Annotated in this window: 8 protein-coding genes and 1 pseudogene; 3 read left to right on the forward strand and 6 right to left on the reverse strand. The window is 40.8% G+C overall.

Annotated features, from left to right (window positions below):
* Nucleotides 1-281 (forward strand): annotated as a pseudogene (locus tag BSAG_RS06745) (ISAs1 family transposase); the annotation flags it as partial.
* 278 nt (nt 282-559) lie between these two features.
* On the opposite strand, the gene BSAG_RS06740 reads toward BSAG_RS06745, so the two are convergent.
* Genes BSAG_RS06740 through BSAG_RS06730 form a run of 3 tightly spaced genes read right to left on the reverse strand, consistent with a single transcriptional unit; the run spans nt 560 to nt 4,971 of the window.
* Nucleotides 560-1,936: an arylsulfatase B gene (locus BSAG_RS06740; RefSeq protein ID WP_008770418.1), complete on the reverse strand. Its 1,377-nt coding sequence runs from the start codon at nt 1,934-1,936 to the stop codon at nt 560-562.
* Between the two features lie 55 nt (nt 1,937-1,991).
* Nucleotides 1,992-3,329, reverse strand: coding sequence for a sulfatase (locus tag BSAG_RS06735; protein ID WP_004316933.1), 1,338 nt, complete (start codon nt 3,327-3,329; stop codon nt 1,992-1,994).
* Between the two features lie 49 nt (nt 3,330-3,378).
* Complete coding sequence (locus tag BSAG_RS06730; protein ID WP_032811581.1) at nt 3,379-4,971, reverse strand: arylsulfatase; 1,593 nt, start codon at nt 4,969-4,971, stop codon at nt 3,379-3,381.
* A gap of 230 nt (nt 4,972-5,201) precedes the next feature.
* On the opposite strand from BSAG_RS06730, the gene BSAG_RS06725 reads away from it, so the two are divergent.
* The gene (locus BSAG_RS06725; RefSeq protein ID WP_004316931.1) at nt 5,202-7,763 is read left to right on the forward strand and encodes a hypothetical protein; all 2,562 of its coding nucleotides are present in this window, start codon (nt 5,202-5,204) and stop codon (nt 7,761-7,763) included.
* A gap of 709 nt (nt 7,764-8,472) precedes the next feature.
* Here BSAG_RS06725 and BSAG_RS06720 read toward each other — a convergent pair.
* Both BSAG_RS06720 and BSAG_RS0223350 read right to left on the reverse strand, forming a co-directional pair.
* Nucleotides 8,473-9,246 carry an IS5 family transposase gene (locus BSAG_RS06720; RefSeq protein WP_004316930.1) on the reverse strand — a complete coding sequence of 258 codons (774 nt, stop codon included), beginning with the start codon at nt 9,244-9,246 and terminating at the stop codon, nt 8,473-8,475.
* Nucleotides 9,247-9,339: 93 nt separating this feature from the next.
* Complete coding sequence (locus BSAG_RS0223350; protein WP_232286451.1) at nt 9,340-9,651, reverse strand: IPT/TIG domain-containing protein; 312 nt, start codon at nt 9,649-9,651, stop codon at nt 9,340-9,342.
* Nucleotides 9,652-10,053: 402 nt separating this feature from the next.
* Here BSAG_RS0223350 and BSAG_RS06715 point away from each other — a divergent pair, with 402 nt between their 5' ends.
* A complete protein-coding gene (locus BSAG_RS06715; RefSeq protein ID WP_004316928.1) occupies nt 10,054-11,211 on the forward strand; it encodes an ATP-binding protein in 1,158 nt (385 codons plus the stop codon).
* 214 nt (nt 11,212-11,425) lie between these two features.
* On the opposite strand, the gene BSAG_RS24505 is transcribed toward BSAG_RS06715, so the two are convergent.
* Nucleotides 11,426-11,662, reverse strand: a 237-nt coding sequence (locus BSAG_RS24505; protein ID WP_008997668.1) for a transposase, incomplete at its 5' end; no start/stop codon positions are given.

The following is an 11,662-nucleotide window of genomic DNA, read 5'->3' on the forward strand; positions in this document are numbered from 1 at the left end:
TAACTTCACTTGATAATACCAAACCGGAGGAGATTGCATCTGCCATCAGACAGCATTGGTCTATTGAGAATAATCTTCATTGGCAATTGGATGTTACCTTTCGAGAAGACTACAGTAAAAAGGTGAAAAATGCAGCCAGAAACTTTTCGGTGGCAACAAAGATGGCACTTACCATACTAAAGAAGGATAAAACAACAAAAGGAAGTATGAATCTGAAAAGACTAAAAGCCGGATGGGATGAAAAATATTTGTCACAACTTTTACAGAACAATAATTTTTAATGCGTCTGCCCTGCTTATTAAAAACAAGGTGAGAACGAATGGAAAACATGAAAGCATATGGTTATCTGAATGAGAAATGCGCAATAAAAAGATGAGAAATAAATCTCTTCTAGTGCGCGCGACCGAATAACGACAAAGCATACGGAATGACATATAGCGCGGATGGCTTCGAAGGAGTTTGGGCAAACCCATTCCCTATCGCCAATCCTCCTAGGAGGCATAAACTAATCATTGATTTTTCCATCTTGTATTATTTTCAATTCATAGGGTTAACAGATTCAACGTACTACTTTCCATTCTTTAGGAGCTTTGAATCCGTCACGACCTTTACCGTAAGGTACTTCCGGTATACAAGGAGTGATCGTGTCATATTTCAGGGCAACCTCATACAAAGCCTTCACAATTTTCTCGTTTCCTGCGCTGGCATTTTTCTTTTCGTAAGGATCTGTTTTATAATCAACCAGGAAGTCCTGTTTCAAATCCAGACCCGGTTTCATACCTTTTCTTATCAGTTTATAGTCTTTATTGACTACTGCTCCGTGTCCCAGATAAAAGTCGCGGTCGATACAGGTCTTTTTACCGTTTAATACAGGGAGAATGCTAATACCGTCATATTCACGTTTCGGACGGCTGTGATCTCCTACCAAATCTTTCAACGTGGGAACAAGGTCAACAAAGCCCGTCACTTGTGAGCTCAAGTTCTTATATTGTTTCTCTGCCTTCTTCCAATAAAGAACAGCCGGTGCATGTCCCCCTCCATCCCACTCGTCGAATTTATGTCCACGCAAAGGTCCTGATGAGGATCCCGGAACACCGGCAGTGCCGTTATCACTAAAGAAGATAAAGAAAGTGTTGTCCATAATTCCTTTCTTCTTCAAGGCATCTACAATAGCACCGATTCCCCTGTCCATACAAGAAACCATTGCACTGTAAGTCGCTTTTTTCTGTTCTTTCGGTGTCAGGCTGTCGAAATTGTCTGTATAGAGTTTTATATCTTTTTCCTGTGCCTGCAAAGGTGTATGAGGTGCATTATAGGCCACATACAACATAAACGGACCTTCTTTCTCGTATGCATCGATACAGCGGATGGCTTCTTGGGTTATCAATTCGGTAGAATAGCCCTTGTCATGACAAGTTTCCCAATCATTATGCCAATCCAGTTCACCCTCACGCGTCAGGTCGAAATAATCTATCGCACCGTTCAGATGACCATAGAAGTGCGAAAAGCCCCTATTCATCGGATAATGCACTTTCTTCGTATGTCCCAGATGCCATTTACCGATAATGGCTCTGTTCTTATATCCGTTACGTGCCAGCATATCGGCCATCGTTTCTTCATTCTCATCCAGTCCGTCTTCACGCCAGGGCGGAATAACAGCCGAACGGACACCAAACCGGTTCGGGTAACGTCCCGTCATCAGTCCCGCACGGGTGGGCGTACTGATGGGAGAAGTGTAAAAGCGTTCGAGTTCCACTCCCTCGCCCACCAGAGCATCCAGACTGGGAGTCTTGATTTCACTACCATGAAATCCTACATCTCCCCAACCCAAATCATCGGCCAATACAATCACAATATTGGGACGCTCTGTCTGCGCATGAAGAAATGCCGGAAGCAGAGTACATCCACAAAGCAAACCAAAAAATTCTTCTTTCATGATATACGATTTATAAATTACATTCTGTGTTTTATTCGTTTTGATGTGTGACGGCTTATTTTCTCTTTCCCGGCATGTGTTCGAAGGCACGCATTTCGGTAGGTTGTCCTTCGTCTCCACAATCCTTCATCCAGCGTTTCAGCTCTTTATCCAGACGGCTGATGGTAGAAGCTTGTTTCGCGTCTTCCGCCAGATTCTTCATACAATACGGGTCGTTCTTCACATCATACAATTCGATAGCAGGACGATGCTGGTATTTAATCGTCATCGCTTTTGCATGACTATCCGTTTCCGCCAGACTTTTCCACTTTTTAAACAAAGGAGATTTTGTTTCAACATTCTGGAAAGTAGCTTCCGGGGTGAGATTGACAATATATCTGTATCGACCGTCGTATACCGAACGGATGCCATAATAAGGTGATCCGGCATTGATGCCTCTCGTGGTCTGAAGGGAGAAAGAATATTCCTTGTGTGCTTTCTTCTTGCCTGTCAATACCGGTTTGAAGCTTTCGCCATCTACTTTCGCCAGCGGTTTTCCTCCTGCTATATCGACAAAAGTAGGGACAATATCGACATATTCCACCAACGCGTCACTCACGCTTCCCGGCTTAATCACTCCCGGCCAGCGAACGATACAAGCAGAGTGTACCCCCGCATCATAACAAGTCCATTTGGCAAAAGGCAGGCTGTTGCCTTGTTCACTCAAATATACGACAACAGATTTATCCGTCATTTTTTCCTGATCCAGGATAGAAAGGACATTACCAAATTCCTGATCCATATAATTGATCTCTGCCAGATAATGAGTAAACAACTCGCGAGTCTGGGGAATATCTACATACATAGGAGGCAGTGTCAGTTTGTCCGCATTAAATTGAGAGGCATCGCCTTTATTCCAAGGAGTATGCGGTTGATTGGAGGCTACAAACAGACAGAAAGGTTCGCCTTTCGCCTTGCAATCGGAAATAAATTTCTGAATTGCTTCAAAATTCAAGTCCACACCTTTCAAAGGAGGTACATAAAGGTCGAAAGGAAATACTGATTTCGGGGCAATATGCGATTTCCCGATCAACGCGACTTTATAACCCAACGGTTGCAGATGATGTACAACGCTCAATGTGCCTTCATTGGCACAAGTGTGATTAGGGTAAGCTCCGCTGCGTACAGGCCATACACCTGTATATAGATTATGGCGGGTAGGCGATGACATCGGAACAGCCTGATAGGCTTGTGTGAAGCGTACTCCCTGTGTGGCAAAATGGTCGATATTCGGAGTCTTCGAATCAACATTGCCATAACAGCCCAGATCATAATGAGAACAGTCGTCGGCTATGAACAATAGGAAGTTCGGTTTTTCCGTTTGCTGGGCGAAAGACAGGCTGGTAGCTCCCAAGGCTACAGATGCACTTACTTAATTTATTCATTTTGTGTTCCTCCTTTATTTATTTCTTCGGATGTTTGGGTAATACAAAGTTTGCATTCGCCCATTTCTCCCATTCGGCAACTAACTTGGTAAGCACTTCAGGGTGCTGTTCCGCTAGATTGTTACGTTCGGTACGGTCTTTAACCACATCGTACAATTCCCATTCTTTTCCTTTTTCGTCGCGGATTGCTTTCCAGTTTCCCCAGCGGATCGCTCTATTGTTCTGATGTTCCCAATACATATATTCATGCAAAGAGTCTGTTTTCTTCTGAATAGCTGGGAAAAGACTACTGCCTACTAATGGATATATTCTGTTTCCACCGTGATAAGTTTCCGGATAAGTGGCTCCTGTTGCTTCCAGAATAGTCGGCATAATGTCCGGCAGATAACCGGGAACACGACACCATTCACCTTTTTTATTCTTCAGATTGCTTTTCCACGACACGATGAGAGGAGTGGAAATACCTCCTTCATAAGAACGGCATTTGTATTTCCGGAACGGAGTATTGGAAACCTGCGCCCATGCTCTTCCGTAAGAAGGGAATACGCTACAAGCCGGGTCGTTGATTTCAGACACTTTTCCGCCTCCCAATTCAGCGTATGGCTCGGCACAAGCACCGTTGTCGGATAGAAACATGACAAGCGTGTTATCCAGTTTACGATTCTTTTTCAAGTAATCCAGCAACTTTCTCACATTATAATCTACACAATGCACCTGTGCTGCATAAACAGCCATCCGATAGGCTACTTTATCTTTCTCCTGTTCCGTCAATTCATTCCATTTCCGGTTTTCCCATTCGGCAAACTCTGTATTCGGTTCGATGATTCCCAACTTGGTCATCCGTTTGCGCCTTGCTTCACGAATTTCATCCCATCCTTTCTCACGATAGATCTTCGTGAATTTTTGAATATCTTCTTCTTTTGCCTGCAACGGCCAGTGAGGAGCGTTGAAAGCTAAATAAAGGAAGAAAGGTTTATCGTCTTTCTGTTCGTCAACGAAGCGGATTGCGTAATCGGTAAATGCATCTGTTGTATAATAAGGTGCTTCCGGTACCGGAAGTTTCGTGTTATCAAGAGTCAAGCCACGTCCCCCCGATGGACGGAGATAGCTGCAAGCTCCTGCCAAAATCCCGTAGAAGCGTTCAAATCCCCGTTGCAAAGGCCACTTTTCTTCTCCATGCATCCCCAGATGCCATTTACCAGCCATATAAGTATGGTAGCCACTTTCTTTCAATACCTCGGCTATCGTAACACAGTTCCGGTTCAAGAATCCTTTATATCCCGGCACTCCCCAGTCGTTCGGGCTCTTTTGATTGGGTTGATTAAACGGGTCTTCGGACATCTGCCCGATACCCGTCTGGTGCTGATATAATCCTGTCATTAAACTAGCCCGGGTGGGGCATGAACGTGAAGTATTGTAGAATTGTGTGAAACGTACTCCTTTGGATGCCAATGCATCAATATTAGGGGTCAGTATTTCTCCACCATAGCAGCCAATATCGGAATAGCCCATATCATCTACCATAATCAGTACAACGTTCGGTTTTTCCTGTGCCGAACAAAATGACGCCATCAGTAAGGGTGCAGTCATCAAGAAATTTTTCTTTACCATAGTATTATCAATTATCTGAAAAACAAAAATAGAGAAGTTTATGCAAAAGGAAGGAAAAATGCTAATCAATAAAGAATAAAATCTGGTATATATGCTATCCAACAGATATACAATGCGTCCATGAACTTTTATTTCTACTCTGAATAGTTTTTTTCCTTTATTGAACAATTAATTTTCTATTTTTAGGTCAATATATTCTAACTTTGCATTTTAGTTAAAAACCTATTGAAATGAAAAACAAACGAATTCTTTTTCTTCTTTCTTTTTGTTTATCACTAGCAATAGCATGGGGAGAGACTCCTCCTGCCAAAGTTATATTCCAACAATACATGAACCAGGCACAGACATTTGCCAACAACTTTCCACGGGAGAAAGCGTATTTGCATTTTGACAATACGAGTTATTACGTCGGTGACACTATTTGGTTCAAAGCCTATGTTACTCTTGCCGGACAACAGATTTTCAGTCAGATCAGCCGCCCCCTGTATGTGGAATTGGTGGATCAGACAGGACATATAACAGATAAGCAAATCATCAAACTGACACAGGGGGAAGGGAACGGACAATTCGTTCTTCCCCATTCCATGTTATCCGGCTATTATGAGGTACGTGCCTATACTCGCTGGATGCTTGCCTTCAGCGAACCGCAGTATTTCTCACGTACTTTCCCTATTTATCAACTGACGAATAGTGATAAGCTGGAACGTAGCATCACGACTTACGAACTTAGTCCGTCGATGGAGAACCGTCCGTTGGAAACAAAGGAGAAGTTGAGTGTGCGCTTTTTCCCTGAAGGAGGGCAATTAGTGGAAGGAGTGACTTCGCAAGTGGCTTTCAAGGCGGAGAGTAAAGATGAAGGGAATATAGAATTGTCAGGAACGATTTATACCAAAGAAGGAGCAGAAATCTCTTCTTTCGAGACTTTGCACGATGGAATGGGGCATTTTAAATATACGCCTTCTGCACAACCGGCTGTTGCCAAAGTCGATTTTCAAGGAAAGAAGTATGAATTTACCCTTCCACAGGCGTTACCTAACGGATATGTATTGAGTACTGTCAACAATGCCGGTGCCCTTTTGGTGAAAGTATCCTGCAATGCCGCTACTCCTCAAGATACATTGGCTGTATTTATCAGTCATCAAGGGCGGCCGTATGTTCATCAACTGATTAGTTGCCGGGCGGACACTCCACAAGAGTTCATTCTGCCTACCCGCAAACTACCGGCAGGTGTACTGCAAGTCAGCCTCATCAACCGAGCTGGTAATACGTTATGCGAGCGTTTTGTCTTTTCCAATCCACGTGCCCCTCTACAACTATCCGCAGAGGGACTGAAAGAGGTGTATACTCCCTACGCTCCTATTCGTTGTGAGTTACAGGTAAAGAATGCCAAGGGAGAACCGATATCGGGAGATGTATCGGTCAGTATCCGGGATGCCGTCCGGTCAGATTATCTGGAGTATGACAATAACATTTTCACTGATTTGCTATTAACATCTGATTTAAAAGGATATATCCATCAGCCCGGTTATTATTTTGCATCGCCGTCTCCCCGGAAGCAAACGGAACTGGATATATTATTAATCGTGCATGGATGGCGTAAATATGACATGAGCCAAGCCATTTCTACTGCTCCTTTCACTCCATTGCAGTTACCGGAAGCACAATTAGTGCTGAACGGGCAGGTTAAATCAACGATCCTCAAAAATAAGCTGAAAGATATAGCACTTAGTGTAATAGTGAAGAAAGATGACCAATTTATCACTGGAGGAACCGTGACCGATGAAAACGGTCGTTTCACCATTCCTGTCGAAGACTTTGAAGGAACCACGGAAGCGGTGATCCAAACCCGGAAAGTCGGTAAAGAACGCAACAAGGATGCATCCATCCTGATCGACCGTAATTTCTCACCTGCTCCCCGAGCCTATGGTTACAAGGAACTTCATCCTGAATGGAAGGACTTGACCCACTGGCAACAAAAAGCCGAGAATTTTGATTCTCTATACATGGATTCTATCCGGAAAGTAGAAGGGCTTTATGTATTGGATGAAGTGGAAATAAAAAGTAAACGCCGACAAGGAAATAATATGGCTACTAAAATCAATGAGAAAAGCATTGACGCCTATTACGATGTACGCCGTTCTGTTGATTTATTACGTGACAATGGGAAGATTGTCACAACTATTCCGGAATTAATGGAAAAGTTGAGTCCGCAATTCGATTGGGATCGTAGTAATGACAAGCTTACTTATCGGCAGAAACCAATCTGCTATATCATGGATAATCACATTTTATCCGAGACAGAAACTCAAATGATGCTGACCGAAGTGGATGGATTGGCTTCCATAATCATCAGTAAAGGAACAGGAGGCATCGATGACGAGATTATCCAAAACACCAAAATGTCCGAAGTTACGGATAGCACGGGAGTGGATATCAGCAAACTGGATAAATACAGTGTTTTCTACCTGATTCCCCTACCCAGACGCGATGTATTGAACAAAAGTCAGACTGCCGTACTTGGTACCCGGCAAACAGTCATTCAGGGATATACTCATGCATTGGAATATTATTCACCTGCCTACCCGACCAAAGAATTGTATATGGATAAAGTGGACAAAAGACGGACGCTCTACTGGAACCCGTCTGTACGGACAGATGAAAATGGAAAAGCGGTGATTGAATGTTACAATAACCAATATTCCACTCCAGTGATTATTCAGGCGGAAACGATGAGTAAGGATGGACAAATAGGAAGCATGAAGTATTCTACCATCGGGCAAGCGGAGCAATAGTTCTTGTTGTAGATAACCTCATAGCAGATATTATTAATGAGGATGAAGTTATTCCTGATCCGGAATCCTTCATCCCCATTATTCATTCAATTTTTTATTCATTCCGTTTTAAATGGAATGACAGTTATTTCTTTTTCTGTCCCGGGTAAGGTTCTACCACGCAATGCTTAGCCCATGCTTCGTATGCTTTTGACAGATGTCATTCCACCCACGTTCTTTTTAACTCCTTTCGGCCAATAAGCAATCATTGCCATGGGTAATAAAGCTCCCAACTAAGACAAACATTTTTAAATGTCCATAATTATTACGATTTAATTAACATTTTTGTCGGTTTCGTGTGACCGACTTACAGAACAAAAGTAGAGAAGTTTTTTAAGAGAAAGGGAAAAATACAAATCAATAAAGGAAAAAATAGATGAACAGAAATGGAAGTAACTAATCATGATCTATTATAAGTAAAGAGGGTGTCCGAAAAGGATACCCTCGTACTTAGAGTTAGTTTATCAAACTCTCTTATTTCATTCGTCCATATTACCATTCAATTTACTGGTCCTCATCTGGGATCTGTGTGTTAATATTCCGTTGAAGTGTCATCGTTCCCTTTACTTTATAAGGAATTTTGACACCTTTAGTACTTGTTACATCATTGAATTCGTATTCAATATTAAATGAGATAAATTTTCTTTTTAAATAAGAAACTGTTTAAAAATTACACAATAATTTTGTTAAGCATGATTTTGCAGAAAGCAAGTTGAACCATAGTCTCTGCAGTATCAGCATGGAACTCGTAGTCTATTGTCAGCCTTCTGAAGTTTTCCAGCCATGCGAATGCTCTTTCAACAATCCATCGTTTCGGAATGACCTTGAACTTTGACGGGCATTCATCAGGTCTGAGAACGACTTCAAGTTCCCATTTGAATTTGTCAAATACCCAATCTGCAAGGCTTCCTCTATAGCCACCATCCGCAAGGATTTTGGCAAGACGAGGAAATTTGTAGGATAGCCTCTCAATGACCTTCGGAGCACCCTTGCTGTCATGAACATTGGCTTCATGCACGGCTACAGACATCAGATAACCTTGGCTGTCAACGATTATATGCTGTTTTCTGCCCTTAATCTTCTTGTTGCCGTCAAGTCCTCGAACAGAATCTACATGATGTGAAGTCTTGACATTTCGTGAGTCTATAATGCCCATGCTGGGGCTTTCGTTGCGACCGGACTGGATGCGTACCATAGAGCGAAGTGTATCAAGGAGCTCCTCAATGATGCCCTCGTTTTTCCACTTGCTAAAATAGTAGTATACGCTCTCCCACGGAGCAAAATTCTTGGGAATCATGCGCCACTGACAGCCTGTTTTGAGAAGATATAGAATCGCATTCATGATGTTTCTGAGAGAATGTTTTCGCCTCCTTTCTTGCGGATTTATAATTTTTTCTATAACTTGCCACTGTTTATCAGTAAGGTTAGTTGAGTATTGTCCCATAACTCTAATTAATTGACACTCATAAAGTTACGAACAAACCTCCGATTAACCTACTGATTTACAATATATTATTCATTGCAATAACGTTTATTTTCAATAAATTTTAAACAGCTTCTTACCATATTCATCTAAATATCCGCACAAAGTGGAAACTACCAGTTGTGGCTCATATTCATACTTAGCCTGCGCTTTGGAAGATTGTTTTCCTATTTTTACTTCGACACTACCTTCAAAGCACAATGAAGGAGTGAGACAATAAAGACTGTTTCCTTTTGAGCTGACAACTATTGCTTCTTTCCCTCCTATTTTCACGGAAATAATAGAAGGATCCGTTCCAAAATTAGCTCCATATATCACCATTCGTGTATTTCCTCCCCCCCCAGATTTAGGAGTAAAATCTGTCACTTCTATTGGTTGGTTTGGGTCATGGGCAACTGCAGACGCATCTTTATCATCTTTACAGCTGCTAATACTAATTGTAGAGTATGAATTCAGTTATTCATGCGAATCAGTTGTTGAATGTAAGTTCTTGTTTTTAAGAAATTCTTTGATGCTAAAATAGCTTAGATACGCTCCGTAGAACAGATAGAAGGTACATTATTGAATATAAGATAAATAATAAGCAGCTTGTCATTGTTTAAATCCAGCTCAATGACAGGCTGCTTAAATTATAATTACTTATAGTATGCTGCAGATATGATTGTAAAGGATCTAATATAAATAGAAAACTTTGAGTTAAAAAAATGGAGATGTTTTGCAAATTCACTTTTAAAGATTAAATTTGCAAACAGTAAAATAAGAGCAGCAATGATAGAAAGAATATTGAAATCCAAGTTAATTGAAATGGCAAATAAATATCCGATTGTCACATTGACAGGACCTAGACAATCTGGAAAATCAACATTATTGAGAAATTCCTTTCAGGACTATGAATATGTGTCTTTGGAAGATCCTGATATGAGACTATTTGCTACAGATGATCCGAGAGGATTTCTTTCCACCTATCCAGATAAAACAATTATCGATGAAGTTCAAAGAGTTCCGTCACTTTTCTCTTATATTCAAACGCATACCGATAAAGAGAATAAAGAAGGTATGTATATGCTGGCTGGTTCTCATAACTTCTTATTAATGGAAAGTGTGAATCAATCATTAGCTGGACGTACGGCAGTACTCAAGCTACTACCGTTTTCGCATTATGAAATGGAAAAAGGAGAAATATTGCCATCCAATGTAAATGAAGAAATTTTTAAGGGAGCTTATCCACGTATTTATGATAAAGCAATAAATCCGGATGATTATTATCCTTTCTATATACAAACATATGTAGAAAGAGATGTAAGATTATTGCGTAACATTGGAGATCTAAGCAAATTTATTAAATTCCTCAAATTATGTGCAGGTCGCATAGGTCAATTATTAAATCTTTCATCATTAGCAAATGAATGTGGAATTTCTGTCACAGCAGCTACTAACTGGTTATCTATATTAGAAGCAAGTTATATCTGTTATTTACTGAAGCCAGATTACAACAATTATGCCAAGCGATTAGTAAAAACTCCTAAGTTATATTTTTATGATACAGGGCTAGCCTGTTCTTTACTTGACATACAAAATACAGAACAAATAACTACTCATTTTTTACGTGGAGGATTGTTCGAAAATCTTATCATCAATGAATTTGTAAAAGAATCCTATAATAGAGGCGTCGAACCGGGATTATCATTTTGGCGTGATAGTACTGGCAATGAGGTTGACTTATTAAGAATGGTTGGCGGAAAACAATATGCCTATGAAATCAAATCAGGAGCAACTTATTCACCGGATTTCTTTAAAGGTATTTCAAAATGGGCTAAACTATCCAATACTCCAACGGAACAATGTTTCGCGATTTATAATGGAGATAGGGATATAAAAACATCTGTCGGTCAAGTGAATGGATGGAATCATTTTAGTCTGTTCTAAATCGCCGCCACTAATATACATATCTTTATTCCATCTTATGTAAGATCCCTGAAACTGCATTTGGGGATATATTATTTCTTTGTCATGTATGAATTGTTGATATTTTGTTCTAAAATTAGAATTCGTTGAAAAAATCTGGAATACCCAAATCCAAGAAATAAATCATTTTTATAGGCCACAAAAACACCTGAAAAACCAACTAATTAGTCGTCCCTTAAAAAGTACTCATCTGCGGGATATTGCAAGAAAACAGTGTCCCGCAGATTTTTTCAACAAGTAGCCAAAGAACCCTCATGGCTCTTTTGAAGTTGTACGCTGCTGCGGCTAAGAGCAGATTGACAACATCCCCGAACACACCTTTATAAAAGTTGCGTCCTAAACGAAAGTCTGATTTCAAATGCCCGATAGTCGGCTCTATTCCTGCACGCTTGCAGAATAGCTTATGTTTCTT

This window comes from Bacteroides sp. D1 (genome assembly GCF_000157095.2).
Classification (GTDB): Bacteria; Bacteroidota; Bacteroidia; order Bacteroidales; family Bacteroidaceae; genus Bacteroides; species Bacteroides xylanisolvens.

Bases quoted from the DNA above. Each gene is read 5' to 3' on its own strand.
- BSAG_RS06740 (WP_008770418.1), bottom strand. From the start codon at position 1,936: ATGAAAGAAGAATTTTTTGGTTTGCTTTGTGGATGTACTCTGCTTCCG.
- BSAG_RS06730 (WP_032811581.1), bottom strand. From the start codon at position 4,971: ATGGTAAAGAAAAATTTCTTGATGACTGCACCCTTACTGATGGCGTCA.
- BSAG_RS06725 (WP_004316931.1), top strand. From the start codon at position 5,202: ATGAAAAACAAACGAATTCTTTTTCTTCTTTCTTTTTGTTTATCACTA.
- BSAG_RS06720 (WP_004316930.1), bottom strand. From the start codon at position 9,246: ATGGGACAATACTCAACTAACCTTACTGATAAACAGTGGCAAGTTATA.
- BSAG_RS06715 (WP_004316928.1), top strand. From the start codon at position 10,054: ATGATAGAAAGAATATTGAAATCCAAGTTAATTGAAATGGCAAATAAA.